Source organism: Mycobacterium scrofulaceum (genome assembly GCF_002086735.1).
GTDB lineage: Bacteria > Actinomycetota > Actinomycetes > Mycobacteriales > Mycobacteriaceae > Mycobacterium > Mycobacterium scrofulaceum.
This window is the reverse complement of record NZ_MVIJ01000004.1, coordinates 21,698-35,999: the sequence shown is the minus strand read 5'-3', so window position 1 is coordinate 35,999 and position 14,302 is coordinate 21,698. Positions and strand designations below refer to the sequence as shown.

General features: G+C 67.1%; 16 protein-coding genes. 5 read left to right on the top strand and 11 right to left on the bottom strand.

Annotated elements, in window-relative coordinates:
- Positions 1-49: 49 nt before the first annotated feature.
- Genes BST44_RS04420 through BST44_RS04410 form a run of 3 tightly spaced genes read right to left on the bottom strand, consistent with a single transcriptional unit; the run spans position 50 to position 3,411 of the window.
- Positions 50-1,138, bottom strand: a complete 1,089-nt coding sequence (locus tag BST44_RS04420; protein ID WP_083175217.1) for an acyl-CoA dehydrogenase family protein — start codon at positions 1,136-1,138, stop codon at positions 50-52.
- Positions 1,125-2,030, bottom strand: coding sequence for an acyl-CoA dehydrogenase family protein (locus BST44_RS04415; RefSeq protein ID WP_083175216.1), 906 nt, complete (start codon positions 2,028-2,030; stop codon positions 1,125-1,127). Before BST44_RS04415 ends, BST44_RS04420 begins: the two co-directional genes overlap by 14 nt.
- On the bottom strand, positions 2,008-3,411 hold the full coding sequence (locus tag BST44_RS04410; RefSeq protein WP_083175214.1) for a class I adenylate-forming enzyme family protein: 1,404 nt from the start codon (positions 3,409-3,411) through the stop codon (positions 2,008-2,010). The genes BST44_RS04415 and BST44_RS04410 overlap by 23 nt, the downstream gene beginning before the upstream one ends.
- 122 nt (positions 3,412-3,533) lie before the next feature.
- On the opposite strand from BST44_RS04410, the gene BST44_RS04405 reads away from it, so the two are divergent.
- The 3 genes from BST44_RS04405 to BST44_RS04395 are packed head-to-tail and all read left to right on the top strand — an operon-like array spanning position 3,534 to position 5,472.
- Positions 3,534-3,869, top strand: a complete 336-nt coding sequence (locus BST44_RS04405; RefSeq protein ID WP_083175213.1) for a 2Fe-2S iron-sulfur cluster-binding protein — start codon at positions 3,534-3,536, stop codon at positions 3,867-3,869.
- 23 nt (positions 3,870-3,892) lie between these two features.
- Positions 3,893-4,210 (top strand): DUF4286 family protein, encoded by a 318-nt coding sequence (locus BST44_RS04400; protein WP_083175211.1) that lies wholly within the window; start codon positions 3,893-3,895, stop codon positions 4,208-4,210.
- The gene (locus BST44_RS04395; protein WP_083175210.1) at positions 4,207-5,472 is read left to right on the top strand and encodes an amidohydrolase family protein; all 1,266 of its coding nucleotides are present in this window, start codon (positions 4,207-4,209) and stop codon (positions 5,470-5,472) included. The genes BST44_RS04400 and BST44_RS04395 overlap by 4 nt, the downstream gene beginning before the upstream one ends.
- A 59-nt stretch (positions 5,473-5,531) precedes the next feature.
- Here the strand turns inward: BST44_RS04395 and BST44_RS04390 are convergent, their stop codons facing one another.
- From BST44_RS04390 to BST44_RS04365, 6 genes are read right to left on the bottom strand one after another with little or no spacing between them, the layout of a single operon-like run.
- Entirely contained in the window at positions 5,532-6,134 is a 603-nt protein-coding gene (locus BST44_RS04390) for a carboxymuconolactone decarboxylase family protein (RefSeq protein WP_142274350.1), read from the bottom strand.
- On the bottom strand, positions 6,131-6,886 hold the full coding sequence (locus BST44_RS04385) for an SDR family NAD(P)-dependent oxidoreductase (protein ID WP_083175209.1): 756 nt from the start codon (positions 6,884-6,886) through the stop codon (positions 6,131-6,133). Before BST44_RS04385 ends, BST44_RS04390 begins: the two co-directional genes overlap by 4 nt.
- A 5-nt stretch (positions 6,887-6,891) precedes the next feature.
- Positions 6,892-8,169 carry a cytochrome P450 gene (locus BST44_RS04380; RefSeq protein ID WP_083175207.1) on the bottom strand — a complete coding sequence of 426 codons (1,278 nt, stop codon included), beginning with the start codon at positions 8,167-8,169 and terminating at the stop codon, positions 6,892-6,894.
- Positions 8,166-8,639, bottom strand: coding sequence for a hypothetical protein (locus BST44_RS04375; protein WP_083175206.1), 474 nt, complete (start codon positions 8,637-8,639; stop codon positions 8,166-8,168). The genes BST44_RS04380 and BST44_RS04375 overlap by 4 nt, the downstream gene beginning before the upstream one ends.
- Positions 8,636-9,160, bottom strand: coding sequence for a hypothetical protein (locus BST44_RS04370; protein WP_083175205.1), 525 nt, complete (start codon positions 9,158-9,160; stop codon positions 8,636-8,638). The genes BST44_RS04375 and BST44_RS04370 overlap by 4 nt, the downstream gene beginning before the upstream one ends.
- 16 nt (positions 9,161-9,176) lie before the next feature.
- On the bottom strand, positions 9,177-10,535 hold the full coding sequence (locus tag BST44_RS04365; RefSeq protein ID WP_083175204.1) for an aromatic ring-hydroxylating oxygenase subunit alpha: 1,359 nt from the start codon (positions 10,533-10,535) through the stop codon (positions 9,177-9,179).
- A gap of 273 nt (positions 10,536-10,808) precedes the next feature.
- Here BST44_RS04365 and BST44_RS04360 point away from each other — a divergent pair, with 273 nt between their 5' ends.
- Positions 10,809-11,417, top strand: coding sequence for a TetR/AcrR family transcriptional regulator (locus tag BST44_RS04360; RefSeq protein WP_083175403.1), 609 nt, complete (start codon positions 10,809-10,811; stop codon positions 11,415-11,417).
- Here the strand turns inward: BST44_RS04360 and BST44_RS04355 are convergent, their stop codons facing one another.
- Together BST44_RS04355 and BST44_RS04350 are read right to left on the bottom strand one after the other, a co-directional pair.
- Positions 11,418-12,323 (bottom strand): LLM class flavin-dependent oxidoreductase, encoded by a 906-nt coding sequence (locus tag BST44_RS04355; protein ID WP_083175202.1) that lies wholly within the window; start codon positions 12,321-12,323, stop codon positions 11,418-11,420.
- Complete coding sequence (locus BST44_RS04350) at positions 12,320-13,213, bottom strand: SDR family oxidoreductase (RefSeq protein ID WP_083175201.1); 894 nt, start codon at positions 13,211-13,213, stop codon at positions 12,320-12,322. Before BST44_RS04350 ends, BST44_RS04355 begins: the two co-directional genes overlap by 4 nt.
- Before the next feature lie 165 nt (positions 13,214-13,378).
- Here BST44_RS04350 and BST44_RS04345 point away from each other — a divergent pair, with 165 nt between their 5' ends.
- Complete coding sequence (locus BST44_RS04345) at positions 13,379-14,281, top strand: LysR family transcriptional regulator (RefSeq protein WP_083175200.1); 903 nt, start codon at positions 13,379-13,381, stop codon at positions 14,279-14,281.
- Positions 14,282-14,302: the final 21 nt, after the last annotated feature.

Below are 14,302 nucleotides of genomic sequence, written 5' to 3'. Positions count from 1 at the left end.
CCACCTATAGTCGTGACCCGCTTCACCCGGGCATCGCCCGCGTTCGCGATCACTCCGACAATCCCAAGATGCGTGAAGCGATGATGTTCTTCTGTATCTGTGATGTCCCGCCCATCACGCTCTGCGCGCGGCTGTACAGGTAGGCGCTGAGCAGGTCCGGATCGCGGGTCCCGCTGACCGCCAGTGCGGCGTGCCCGACGGATTGCTCGACCCAGGTCATCAGCAGCTTGTCGAGCGACCCCTCGGGGCCGTGCGAGACGCCGTCGAGTTGTTCGGACAGCCGCCGCCGGACGTGGTGGGTCAGCATCTCGGACTGGACCGCCGCCCACGCGAGCTCCTCGGACACCGGTCCGTCGTTGCGCGCGTACAGGCTTCGCACCAGCTTGCCGTAGCGGGCCGCGTACCCGAGCGTGGACGGTTCGCGCTCGTGCCCGACGACGGTCATCGCGACCGCCCAGCCGTCGCCGGGCGCCCCGACCATCCGGTCCGCCGGTACCTTCGCATCGTCGAAGAACACCTGACCGAATTCGTTGGTCACCCCGTTGATCATCTTCAGCGGGCGCTGTTGCACGCCATGCTGTTTCATCTCCAGCACGAACGCCGACAGCCCGCGGTGGCGCTTGGCCGCGGGGTCGGTGCGCGCCAGCAACAGGCACCAGTCCGCCACATCCGAGTAGCTGGTCCAGATCTTGTGCCCGTTCACCACATAGGTGTCGCCCTCGAGGCGGGCGGTGGTGGTCAGCGAGGCGAGATCCGAGCCGGCCCCGGGCTCGCTGAAGCCCTGGCACCATCGCTCGGTGCCGTTGATGATGCCCGGGAGGAACCGTTGTCGCACTTCGTCGTTGGCATGCCGGCCGATTCCGTAGATCAGATAGCCGACGCTGGGACGCGGTGGGGCGCCGGCGCGGGCGAGCTCCTCGTCGACGATGACGTCATAGACCGGCGGCAGCTCCTGCCCGCCGTATTCGCGGGGGAACGACAGCCCGAAGAACCCCTCGCGATACAGGGCCTGGTGCCATTGGGCTTGGCGGGCCCAGTATTCGTCGCCAGATCCGGAGAATTCTCCCGCGTGCACTAAGAGCCAGGACCGGAGCCGTTCACGGAAGGCGGCTTCGTCCGGTGAGTCACGAAAGTCCAAGATCGATCTCCTTCAGCGCGACGGGCCACAGTTCGGTCGATGTCAGGGCGCGGCGCAGATAGACGTGCACCAGGCAGTCCCAGGTGTTGCCGATACCGCCGTGCACCTGAATGGCCGTCTCGCAGACGGTTCGTGCGGCGCGCGCGCAGTAGACCTTCGCGAACTGCGCGGCACGGACGGCCTCGGCGGTCGGCAGCTCGTCGACCGCCCACGCGGCATGGCGGGACACGCTGATCGAACCTTCGATCAGCGCAAGGCTTTCGGCGAGCAGGTGCGCGATGGCTTGGTAGGACCCGATCGGTTTTCCGTACTGTTCGCGGATTTTGGCGTAGTCGCAGGCGACCGCGTGCGCGCCCCGGGCGATCCCCACCAGGTCCGCCGTCGTGGTGACCAGCGCGAGCGCGCGCCACTGCCCCGCGACGTCAGGGGAGACTTCGCCCAGCGTCACCGGCGTGCCCGCAACCTTGGCATCGGCCCGGGTCAAATCCGGGCCGTCGGTCAGGTCGCGCACATCGTCGGCGAGAACCTTTCCGTCCGAAAGGCTCAGGGCCCGCCGGGCGCCCCGCGCGTCGACGGCGCGACCGTCGACCGCGATCGTCGAGTCCGCGCCGTCCGCGCCGACGTGACGAGTCAGCTCGTCGGCGAGCACCGGACCCAGAAACGGAGTGTCAACCAGTCGACGCCCGAATTCCTCGGCCACGATGGCGACTTCGACGCCCGATGCCCCGTCGGAGCGCAGCGACCGCCAGCCCGTCGCCGCGATCTGCTTGTCCAGGCGCGCAATTCGGCTCTGTTCGTCGAGGTCCTGGACCGCCGCGGGCCCAAGGTCGTCGGCCAGCTTGGCGGCGGCGTCACGCAACTGGTGTTGTTCAGCTGTCAGACGTACATCCATAGCGCTCCTTCAGCACTCGGCGCAGTACCTTGCCCGAGGGCAGGCGGGGAATGTCGGGCACGAACACGACCCGGCTCACGTGTTTGTAGGAAGCCAGCCGCCGATCGACCCGGGCGGTCAGCTCACCGGCGTCGACGGGTGCGCAGGTGGCGACCGCGGCGACGACCGCCTCCCCGTTGATGCCGTCGGGTACGCCGAACACCGCGCAGTCCTTGACGCCCGGATGGCCGTGCAGCACCCTCTCGATCTCGGCGGGCGCGACCTGAAAACCGCGCACTTTGATCATCTCTTTGAGGCGATCGGTGATCCGCAGCCAACCGTCGGCGTCGAGCCAGCCGACGTCCCCGGTGCGGTACCAGCCGTCGCGAATCACCTCGGCGGTGGCTTCGGCCGGCAGGTACCCAACCATCATTGACGAAGACCGGGCCTGGATCTCGCCGACCTCGCCCGGACCGGCCGGCTCCCCCGTCTCCAGTGAGACCACCCGCACCTGCACGCCCGGCACCGCGCGCCCGACGGCGTCCAGCCGGGCGCCCCGGATCGGATTGCAGGCGATGACAGGCAGTTCCGTGGTTCCGTAGGCGGGGACCCAGCCGACGCCGGTGCGCCGGGTGACCGTCTCCGCGACGTCGGCGCTGACCGGCGTCGCCCCCCACATGATGTAGCGCAGGGACGACAGGTCGTAGGACTCGAGCGCCGGATGCGAGGCGAGCGCGAGCGCGATGGGTGCGACCGCCATTTCGACTGTGATGCGGTCGTTTTCGATGTGTTGCAGCATCTGGTCGACGTCGAAGCGGGGATGAAGCCGCACGCTCGCCCCAGTGCGCAGCGCCGTAAGGATGTTGAGCAGGCCGAGGATGTGCGACGGCGGCGTGGCAATTTGGATCCGGTCACGCGGGGTCAGCCGCAGCGCTTCGCGCCAGTGCCGGACGGCCTCGTCCAACGCGGCGTGCGTGTGGCGGACGGCCTTCGGCAGGCCGGTGGTGCCGGAACTGAACACCAGCACCGCGTCGGACCGCGGCGAGGGCGCCGCGGTCACGGGCCGCCCCGCGCCGACGGGCTCGTCGAGGTGCAACATGGGCATCATGCGCGCCAGCACCGGATGATCTCCGACGGCGCGGGCGGGTTGGGTCAGCGCGAGCGCGTGGTCGACCTCGTCACGCTTCCATGCCGGGCTGAGCAGCACCGCCGTTGCCGCCAGCCGCCAGATGCCCAGCACGGCGGCGACGAATTCCGGCCGGTTGGACGCCATCACCGCGACGCGCTGACCTGCCGCGACACCGTTGGCGGCCAACGTCGCGGCCCAGCCGTCGGCGAGCGCGTCGAGTTCGGGCAGGCGCAATCGCCGTTCCTCGAACACGACCGCAGCCGGCTCGGTCACGTCCCGTCCTTCCCTGACAGGCCGGGCCGACCTGACATCCGCGCAAGCTTGAGAAGATCCTATCGCTCTGTGAGAATAGTATTCTCTATAGTGAAGAATGCAAGTACGGGAGGGCGGTCGAGGTGACAGTCGCCCGAAGCATCGAGGAGACCCCACGGGTGACAAATCCGTCAAACGGCTCCGGGGCGGGCACGGTGACCATTCACATGGACCGCAAGAAGGTCTCGGTGCCGATGGTCCCCGGCGAGACGTTGTTGCAGAGCGCGCGGCGGGCCGGCCTGGAACCACCCTTCAGCTGCGAGGCCGGCAACTGCGGCACCTGCATGGCCAAGCTCGAAGACGGCCATGTGACCATGCGGGTCAACGACGCGCTCGACGATGACGAGGTCGCCGAGGGCTACGTTCTGACCTGCCAGGGCGTGCCCGACACCGAATCGGTCACGGTGCGCTATGAATAGCGACCCGAAGAGAGGTGGCATCAATGGCCAAGGGAATCATGTTCGTCGAAAGCCGGCCCAGTTCGCCGGAACGCGAACAGGAATACAACACCTGGTACGACGAGGTGCACATACCCGAACTGCTGACGCTCGACGGAATCGTCGGAGCGCGCCGGCTGCGCCCGGTTGACGGGCAGGGCCCGTATGTCGCCATCTACGAACTCGAGGGCGACGACCTGCAGGCCATCTTGGACAACATGATCGCCAACGCCGGACAGCTGCACATGTCGGACGCCCTGCAGCTGGATCCCGCTCCCATCCCGCGACTGTTCGAGACGACCACCGAGCGCGTCGGCTCATGAACGTCGACGACCTGATCCTGGTGAGCATCGACGACCACGTGGTCGAGCCGCCGGACATGTTCCTGCGCCATGTCCCCGCCAGGTACAAGGACGAGGCACCGGTCGTGGTGACGGACGACAAGGGCGTCGACCAGTGGATGTACCAGGGCAGGCCACAGGGCGTCAGCGGGCTCAATGCCGTGGTGTCGTGGCCGGCCGAGGAATGGGGACGGGACCCGGCCGGTTTCGCCGAAATGCGCCCGGGCGTCTATGACGTCCACGAACGCGTTCGGGACATGAACCGCAACGGCATCCTCGCCTCGATGTGCTTTCCCACCTTCACCGGCTTCTCCGCGCGGCACCTCAACATGACGCGCGAGGACGTCACCCTGGTCATGGTGTCGGCCTACAACGACTGGCACATCGACGAGTGGGCCGGGGCCTACCCGGACCGGTTCATCCCGATCGCCATCCTGCCGACCTGGACCCCCGAGGGCATGTGCGCCGAGATCCGCCGGGTCGCGGCCAAGGGCTGCCGGGCGGTCACGATGCCGGAATTGCCTCACCTGGAAGGGCTTCCGAGCTACCACGACGACGACTACTGGGGCCCGGTCTTCCGCACGCTGTCCGAGCAGAACGTGGTGATGTGCCTGCACATCGGCACCGGATTCGGGGCGATCAGCATGGCCCCCAACGCGCCGATCGACAACCTGATCATCCTGGCCACCCAGGTCTCCGCGATGTGCGCCCAAGATCTGTTGTGGGGCCCCGCCATGCGCAACTACCCCGACCTGAGGTTCGCCTTCTCCGAAGGCGGCATCGGTTGGATCCCGTTCTACCTCGACCGCAGCGACCGCCACTACACCAACCAGAAGTGGCTGCGCCGCGACTTCGGGGACAAGCTGCCCAGCGAGGTCTTCCGCGAGCACTCGCTGGCCTGCTACGTCACCGACAAGACGTCGTTGAAGCTGCGCCACGAGATCGGCATCGACATCATCGCCTGGGAGTGCGACTACCCGCACTCGGATTGCTTCTGGCCGGACGCGCCCGAGCGGGTGCTGGCCGAGTTGGGCGCCGCCGGCGCCGACGACTCCGACATCGACAAGATCACCTGGGGCAACGCCTGCCGGTTCTTCAGTTGGGACCCTTTCGCGCGGACGGACCGCGAACGGGCAACCGTGAAAGCCCTGCGCGCCAACGCCGTCGACGTGGACGTGTCGATCCGGACGCGCGCCGAGTGGGCGCGGCTCTATCAGGAAAGGCAGCTCGCCGAGCTGCCGTAGCGTGTGGCGCGCCGAGTGTGCGGCCAGCCGCACACTCGCGCGTCGGCGGCCTTCCGAGTTCAGGGCAACGGCGCGCTGCCGGGGGGAGGCGCCAGGCCCCAGGTCCGGAAGGCCATGGCCAACATCGTGTAGGTGCCGACCACGAAGATCAACTCCATCGCCGCGTGGGTGTCGAGTGCGGCGACCAGCCGCTCCCAGGTCTCGGCCTGCGCGCGGCCGTCGGCGAGCATCTCGTCGGTTGCCTCGAGGACCAGCAGGTCGGCGCCGGAGAACCCCTCGTTGCCCTCGGCGAGCCGCGTGATGTCCTCCTGCGGCACACCGCTTTCGACGGCGACTTTGGAGTGCTCGCCCCAGAAGAAGGCCGAGCGCCGGGTCTTGGCGACACGCAGGATCGCCAATTCGCGCAGGCGCGGCGACAGTTCGCCGCGCCGCAACAGAAAGCCGTTGAAGGTCAGGAAGGCCCCGGCCATTTCGGGGTGGCGGGCAAGCAGGCCGATGATGTCGAACTTCAACGGGTCCATGGCGTGTCCCGAGCCGGCGCGAGGCACCTTTTCACCCGGAATGCCCAGCAGCACTCCGAAGGCCGCATACTCGGCATCCCCCCATTGGTCGGCGGTCAGGGGGGTCAGCCTCTGCCGCGGGGCGCTGTCGTCGTCGATCATGTTCTCCGTCCTCCGTTGACGCCGATGACTTGCCCTGTGATGTAGGACGATTCGTCCTGACATAGGAATACCGCCGCGTTGGCGATGTCCTCCGGCCGGCCGGCCCGGCGCACCGGCGTGATGCCGGCGAAGTGCTCTAGGCTGGCCGTAAACCTGCCTTCGGCGATCGCCTTCTCCAGCATCGGAGTCACCACCATGCCGGGCGGGATCGTGTTGGCGGTGATGCCTTTTGGACCCAGCTCCAGCGCCAGACTCTTGGTCAACCCGATCACTCCCGCCTTGGAACTGACGTACGCGGCCATGCGCGCCTGACCACCCTGGGCGCTGGACGACGAGATGTTGACGATACGGCCCCAACCAGCGTCGAGCATGTCCGGCAGCACCGCCTGTGTGCAGGTGAAGGGGCCCCGCAGGTTCACCGCCATGACGCGGTCCCACTGCTCGTCGGTGATCTCGGCGAACTTGCCGAACTGCTCGATGCCGGCGTTGTTCACCAAAATCAGCACCGGGCCCAGCTCGCCGCGCACCCGTGCCACCGCGGCCTCGACCTCCGCGCGGTCCGACACGTCGACGACGTAGCCGCTGACGGTGGCGCCGCTTTCGCTCAGCCGAGCCACTTGCGTCCGCACCGCTTCGGCGGCGATGTCGAACACCGCGACCTTGGTGCCGCGCGCGGCGAGCGCCTCGGTGATGGCCAGGCCCAGTCCCATCGCCCCGCCGGTCACGATGGCGGTGGTCCCCCGAAACGGCATCCGAGTTACTCGAATCGGATGTGTAGCCGGCTGAGCCCCCGCAAGATGAAGGTGGGCAGGTACCGGTAGTGGCGGTCGCCGGGAGGACCGTGCTTATCCTCGTCGACGCGAATGTCGCTGGTGCGGGCGAGCATTCGCTCCAGACTGACCCGCGCCTCGGTGCGCGCCAGCGGCGCGCCCGGGCAGGCATGCGGGCCGCGGCCGAACGCGACATGGCTGCGCGCGTTGGGGCGGTGGATGTCGAAGGTATCGGGCTCGGGAAACTTGCGAGGGTCGCGGTTGAGCGCGGCGTTGACGAGCATCACCGTGGTGCCCGCCGGAAGATCGGCCCCGCCCACAGTCACCGGGCACTTGGACAGTCGGAAGTCACCGCGCACCGGGCTCTCGTAGCGCAACGTCTCCTCGATGAAATCGGGGATGAGTTCGCGGTGGGCGCGCAGTTTGCCTTGCAATTGCGGGCTTTCGGCGAGCATCAGCACGGCGGCACTGAGCAGGCGCACCGTCGTCTCCTGCCCGGCGGCGAACAGGTTGGCCGCCACGCGCACCGCGTCGATGACTTCGGGCGTGCTGCCGTCCGGGAAGGTGGCTGACGCGACCCCGGTGAGCACGTCGCCGCGCGGATGGCGCCGCCTGTCCTCGATGTAAGCGGTGAATTTGCCATACAGGTATTCCAGCGGCGAATGACGCATGGTGTCGCCTTCGCTGCTCCCGATGGTGCCCGCCTCGTTGAGCAGCGCGGAACGAAATTCCTCGTGATCCGACTCGGGAACGCCCAACAGGTCGGCGATCACCAGCATCGCGAACGGCGACGCGAAATCTCCGATGAATTCGCACCCTTCACCGCTCAGCGCGACGTCCAGCTGCCGATCGGCGAGGCGCCACATGAACTCTTCGTTTTCCTTGAGTCGCTTGGGGGTGATCATCCGGGACAGCAAGGCCCGGTGGGCGGTGTGCACCGGTGGATCGAAGGTCGGCAACTGGTCGTTGAACGGTAGCTCCCCGCGCCGCGCCGCGATCAGCTCGGTGATGTCGTCGTCACCGTGGTGGTCCGGCGCCACCGGGAAGCCCGGGAACGGCCCGGTCACCGAGAGGCAGGAGGAGAACCTCTTGGTGTCGTTGTAGATTGCGACACCCTCGTCGTAACCGGTGACCATCACGACGTCATGGTGCGGCTCGCGCCGCACCGGGCATTCTTCCCGCATCGCGGCGAGATAGTCGTATGGATCGGCCAGCAGCTCGTTGTCGGTGAAGAAATCACTGTTGTCGATGTCGTCGGCCTTCACTGCGGCAGTTCCACTCCCTCAAAGCTTTTGAGCATTTCCGGCTGTGGCGGCGTCATCTGCAGGTAGAGGTCGATGTGGCGGATCTTGCCGTCGTGGGTGAAGTCGTATACCGACAGCGAGTTGACCACGCTGCGGAAATCGCCTACCTCGCTGCGCTCTTCCAGCTCGAGGAACACACGGCCGCCGGACTCCGTGATGTGCTTGAACGAGCACTCCCATTGCGAGGAGGTGGCCCAGTGGGTGAGGAACTCGACATAGTCCGGCCACCTCATCACCTCTTTGAAGGCACCGACCCGCTCGAACTCGCCGACGGCGACCAACTCCGCCAGCGGCGCCCAGCTGTCCACCGAGAAGCCGGGCTTCTTCGTCGCGTCGACCAGACGTTTGGTGTTGTCGCAGTACTGCAGCACTGTGCGCGTGCGGCCGGTGTGCGAGCCGATGACATCCTCGACCTTGTGCAGCAACGTCATACCGACACCCCGGCTTTCGCCAGGCAGCGTTCAAGCGCCTCGACGTACTCTCCGGTGCCGTGGAACGGACCATGCACCCCGATGGCCACGTCCAGGAAGGCGTTGTACTCGTCGTTGACGTGAGTCTCCCAGCGCGTCAATTCTCCGGCGTCGTTCGTCTCGATGAAACTGTAGGAGTAGAAGCCCATCCGGACGCCGTCCTTGGTGTGGCCTTCCCAGCGGGTCTTCATGACGACGCCGTTTTCCGCAGGCCAGTATTTGAAGTCGGCGGGCTTCCAGTCCGGGAAGGTCAGCGAGTAGGCCTTCGCCTCCATCGTCGAAGCCCGGGCCGTGTCCTCGGGGAACTCGCTGAACTTGAACACCTGGTCACCGGTGAAGTAGGGCGAGACGTAGATGCCGTCCTCGGCGAATTTCCAAGCGTCGGCGAATGCTTCGCCGTCCTGCACCCCCTGGCGCAGGTAGGCGTCGCGGTAGGCCTCGGCCATGCGGCGGTGGTGGGCGATGCGTTCGTCGATATTCATTGGACCTCTTTCCGGCTCATGCACCGTTGGCCATGTAGCGGTCCACGACCGAATGGTAGTGGCCGATGACGACTTCCTCTTTGACCAGCGACATGTGGTCGAGCCTGCTGTTACGCAGACCGAGCTGTTGTCGAGGCATCTGCTCGTAGTCCTGTTGCAGCGCCTCGAAGTATTTGTAGCTGCCCGGCTCGTCCACTTCGGTCAGCGGGACCCGGAAGGCGTCGCGGTGTTCCGGCGGCAGGTACATGTAGCTGCTTACGTGCCAGATGCAGCGGTTCGGGTCGCCGTCCGGGTGGGGCGCCGCCATGATGACGTGACATTCGCCGGCACGGATCGTCATGAAGTAGTTGGGGAACAACACCCAGCCCTGGTTGTCGCTCATCTGGTCCTCGGTGAGGCCACTGACGTCCAAACCCATGCCGGTCAGGGTGTCGCGGGTGGCCCGCTGAAGCAGCTTGCGTGCGGTCACGCCCTCGGGGAATTGGACCGCGCCGTCCGGCGACTGATACTCGGCGAGAAGCTCCTGGAAGCGCGGGATGACCGCGACGGTCGAGGGGAAGGTGTCCGGCAGGTTCAGGATGCCCTCGATCTGCTTCTCCGCACTGGCGCCTTTGACTTCGAACGGGGCCACCGCGACGCTGTGGTTTTCGAAGAACCGGTACCGGGCCGTCGTGGGGTCGATCACGAGCACGGTGAGCAGTTGCGGGTGGATGCCGTTGATGTGATAGCCCTCCTCGAAGGCGTCCATGACGACTTTCCAGTTGCAGTCCAAGGGTTCTCGGACGTTCATCACGGTGACCATGTCGTCGAGGTGGTACGGGGCGAGCAGTTCGATGACGTCGGGGCCGAGAAAGTCGCGCAGGGGCTGCGCGTTCGGGTCGGGGTTGAGGAAGAGGAATCCGGCGAAGGTGTCGACCGGCACTTCCAGGAGCGAGTTCTCGCTCTTGTCGACCGGGCCGGCGAGGTTTTCCCGCAGCATCCCGCGCAGCTTGCCGTCCAGGTCGTATGACCAGAGGTGGTACTGGCACAGGAAGCCGCGCTTGGCGTTGCCGGCGGTCGCATTGCACAGGATGTTGCCGCGATGGCGACAGGCATTGACGAATCCGCGTAGCTTCTGGTCCTTCCCGCGCACGATCACGAACGATTGATCCAGAATGCGGTACTGCTTCCAGTCGCCGACGTTCGGCAGCTCATCGACGCGGCCGGCAATCTGCCACACCCGCATCCAGATGCGCTCGCGCTCCCGCCCCGCGTATTCGCGCGAGGTGTAGCGGTCGGTCGTGATCTGCATGTTGAAGGAATCGAGGTCTTGTTGGTCGAGGCCCAGGCCGGCGTCCCGCTCCACCCACTGTCCCGGTTGTGTCACTTGGCTCATGCCGATCTCCTGATCGTGGTGATAGTCGGACGCGAGCGGACATCACAGCCGCTTCGTGTGACGGGTGTCACCATATACATCCATGTATCAGATATACAATAATGTATTAAAGTGGTTCATGTCACATTGGACGCGCATCCCGTCAGGCGACTGAGCAGCCCCCCCGAGATGCTCTGCGGCAGGCGTGGCGCGGATCAATGCGCTTGCGCGACGGGTCATTTCGATGGTTGATATGGGGACCCGGAACGGGCTGCGATGTGGGAGGATGGGCCGGTGGCGGAACGGTGGACCAGGGAGCGGCGCCTCGAGCACACGCGCGGCCTCTTGTTGGACGCCGCCGAGGAAATCTTCGCGCGCAAGGGCCTGAGCGGGGCTGCGCTCGAGGACATCGCGGACGCGGCCGGGTACACCCGCGGTGCGATCTACTCCCACTTCGGCGCCAAGGAAGAGTTGTTCCTAGCGGTGACCGACCGCCAACGACAACGGTTCCTCGACGGCTTCACCGAGATCATTCATTCGTTCCATCGGCTCGGCGACATCGACATCGACGAACTCGCCGATCGGTGGAGCCAAGCGAGCAACGACCCGAACCGAGCCGCACTCAACTATGAGCTCACGTTGTTTTTGCTCCGCAGCCCCGAGGCCCGCGACAGGCTGGCCGCGCAGCGGGTGGAGACGATTCGCTCACTGGCCGAATTCATCGCCAAAAACGTTGCGAGGCTGGGCGCGTCGCTCACCATCCCGGCCGATGAGCTGGCCCGCGTCATCCTTGCCGTCAACGACGGAGTCACGCTCGGCAGCCAACTCGACGGAGTCAATCTTTACCGCCCGTACCTGCAATTGGTGGTGTCGGCCGTCGTGCCCGCCGGCGATGCGCCGTAATCAAAGCTCGGCCAGCACCGGTCCCAGCTCTTCGAGGTGGCCGACGCCGGCGCCGAATTCACCGCCGACCGGCGGGAGCAGTGCAACGTGGTCGGCACCGGCGGCCAGGTGCGTGCGCACCTTGGCCGCCACACCCGTCGAATCACCGTAGGCCACAAGCGCATCGACCAGCCGGTCGCTCACCTCGTCGGTATCGCGGGCCGAGTAGCCCAACTCCGCAAGCCCGGACGCGTAGGCCCCAACGGCGAGCCGCGCGGACACCGCCTCCCGTGCGGCCTCGATGCCTCGCGCCAGCGATAGGCCGACGACCAGAAGTTTGTCCGGTCCGAGCGCCCGCCGGGCGCGCGCGGTGAACTCCGCAGGCATGCCGGCCGGAAACGCCCCGTCGGCATGATCACCTGCCAGCACAAGCATTCTCGGTCCGTTGGCGGCGACGATCCTGGCGTACGCCGCGTCGGGCGCCGGTGGCCAAGTCGGGCTGTCCATCCGCTCGAGGTAGTCGCGCATCGTCGCCAGCGGCCTGCCGAACGTCTGACCCACCGCGGCAGCCTGCTCGGGATAACCCACGCCGAGCCCGAGCACGAGCCTGTCCGGATACGCCTGTGCCAGTTGGGCGGCCGCGGCATGCATGGTCTGAGCCGGCCGGGCCCAGATGTTGGCGATGCAGGTGCCGAACACCATTCGCCTGCTGCCGGCCAGCAGCATGGCGAGCTGTACCAGGGCGTCTTTGCCGATGACCTCGTTGGTCCACGCGGTCCGGTACCCGGCCCGTTCCATGCGGTCGACCGCCTCGCGTTGCAGGTGGATGGACGGTGCACCCGTGAAGGACACCGGCAGGCAGGCCCCCACCGGCCCCAGCGCCTTCCGGGCGGCGTCCACCACGGCGTCGGCCACGACGTCGCTCACCGGCCGAAGTAATGGCCGGCGTCGAGATCCTCGAGCAGCCCGGCGCGTTCGGGTTTCCAGTCGAGCATCTTCTGGGTCAGCGCACTCGACGTCGGGTTGTCCAAGGCGGCGAAGAGCGCGAGAAAGCCGAAATGGCCCCCCTCTTCGGGTGGAATGCTCTTCGCCGGCACGCCCAGGTGGCGCCCGATCATGGCGGCGATGTCGCGGAACGGCACCCCCTCGTCGGCCACGCCGTGCAAACGCGTTCCCGCGGGCGCCTTTTCGAGAGCGAGGCGATACAGGTGGGCGGCGTCGAGCGTGTGGACCGCGGGCCAACGGTTGGCACCGTCGCCGATGTAGGCGGACACGCCCGTCTCGCGGGCGGTGTCGATCAGGTGGTGGGCGAAGCCATGGTGGTCCAAGTCGCTGTGCACCAAGGGGGACAGCCGGATCACCGAAGATCGCACCCCGCGTTCGGCCAGCGCGATCACCGCGTTCTCCGAGTCGACGCGCGGCCCACCTGCGAGCGTGTCCTGTTCGGTGGCAAAGCCATCCCGCCCCATGAGGGATAGCAGCAGGGTCCCCGACGTGCTGACGAAGGGCCGGTCGGACCCGACCAGCCCCTCCCCGATGGCCTGAACGGCGCGCAGGTCCGTCTCGGCGGCGCCCACGAAGTCGTCGAAGTCGTGTTTGAAGGCGAGGTGGATGACTCCGTCGGACGCGGCGGCGGCGGACCGCAGGCCGTCGAGGTCGTCGAGGTCGCCGCGGTGCACCCGAACACCCTTCGCCGCCAGCGCGGCGGCCGATTCGTCGGAGCGGGCCAGTCCGGTGACCTGATGCCCCGCGCGCACGAGTTCGTCGACCACGGCCGAACCGATGTGTCCGCTCGCGCCCGTCACAAAGACATCCATGACATCCCCTTTCGTCGTTTGCCTCTTCGCGACTTCCAGTCAACGGACCGGGCGGGCGGACTGTCCAAGACCCGTTTCACATGTCGCGATACCGAACCGACATGACCGCACGTCGCGCAACACTTCGGGGCCGGAAAGTACCGCGCGAGCCGTTACACTTTCCGCATGACCGAATCGGTATCGCCCGTTATCGACCTCGATCTGCGGCTGGTCGGATACTTCGTCGTGGTTGCGGAACACCGGCACTTCGGTCGCGCCGCGAGCGCGCTGCGGATCGCGCAGCCGTCGCTGAGCCGCCAGATCCGCCGCCTCGAACAGCAGCTGAGCGTCCGGTTGCTGGACCGCACGCCCCAGGGCACTCGGCTCACCGAGGCGGGGGAGGTGTTCCTGCCGCGGGCCAGGGCGCTGCTGCGCTCGGCCGCGCAGGCCACCGCCCAGGCCCGCGCCGCGGCCCAACCGAGCCGCATCACGATCGGGTACACGACGGGCATGATCGTCACCCCCGCGGTGCGCGAGATGCGCCGTGAGCACCCCGACGCCGAAGTGCAAGTCACGCACCTGGATTGGGATCGGGCCCTCGATGCGTTGCTCGGCCATCAGGTGGACGCGGTGGTGACCCGGCTGCCGTTCCCCACCGACGGGCTGCACGTGACGATCCTCTACGACGAGCCCCGGGTGCTGGCCATGTCAATCGACCACCGGCTCGCGGGCCGGGAATTCGTCACGCTCGACGACATCGCCGACGAACCGATGCCCCGGGTCCGCGACTCCGACACGGCGTGGAGCGCCTTCTGGCGCATCGATCCCCGGCCTGACGGACGCCGCGCACCCGATGGCCCGCTCATCAACGCGCTCGAGGACAAATTCGAGTTGATCGCCTCCGGGCAGGCGGTCGCCGTTGTGCCCGATTTGCGCGTCAACACCCTGCGCCCCGACATCACCACCGTCCCGTTGCGGGGCGTCGAGCCCTGCCACGTGGTGCTCGCCGCGCGCGCCGGTGACCGGAGCCGGTTGGTGGCGGCGTTCCGCAAGCTCGCCGAGGCGCACCTCACGGGCTCGCCGTTCTGAAGCCGTGCGGGCGCACCGAGG

What these genes read in the sequence shown, in the direction of transcription:
- BST44_RS04400 (WP_083175211.1), top strand. Translation starts at nt 3,893, where the DNA reads ATGGCCAAGGGAATCATGTTCGTCGAAAGCCGGCCCAGTTCGCCGGAA.
- BST44_RS04415 (WP_083175216.1), bottom strand. Translation starts at nt 2,030, where the DNA reads ATGGATGTACGTCTGACAGCTGAACAACACCAGTTGCGTGACGCCGCC.
- BST44_RS04385 (WP_083175209.1), bottom strand. Translation starts at nt 6,886, where the DNA reads ATGCCGTTTCGGGGGACCACCGCCATCGTGACCGGCGGGGCGATGGGA.
- BST44_RS04345 (WP_083175200.1), top strand. Translation starts at nt 13,379, where the DNA reads ATGACCGAATCGGTATCGCCCGTTATCGACCTCGATCTGCGGCTGGTC.
- BST44_RS04365 (WP_083175204.1), bottom strand. Translation starts at nt 10,535, where the DNA reads ATGAGCCAAGTGACACAACCGGGACAGTGGGTGGAGCGGGACGCCGGC.
- BST44_RS04375 (WP_083175206.1), bottom strand. Translation starts at nt 8,639, where the DNA reads ATGACGTTGCTGCACAAGGTCGAGGATGTCATCGGCTCGCACACCGGC.
- BST44_RS04350 (WP_083175201.1), bottom strand. Translation starts at nt 13,213, where the DNA reads ATGGATGTCTTTGTGACGGGCGCGAGCGGACACATCGGTTCGGCCGTG.
- BST44_RS04370 (WP_083175205.1), bottom strand. Translation starts at nt 9,160, where the DNA reads ATGAATATCGACGAACGCATCGCCCACCACCGCCGCATGGCCGAGGCC.
- BST44_RS04390 (WP_142274350.1), bottom strand. Translation starts at nt 6,134, where the DNA reads ATGATCGACGACGACAGCGCCCCGCGGCAGAGGCTGACCCCCCTGACC.
- BST44_RS04395 (WP_083175210.1), top strand. Translation starts at nt 4,207, where the DNA reads ATGAACGTCGACGACCTGATCCTGGTGAGCATCGACGACCACGTGGTC.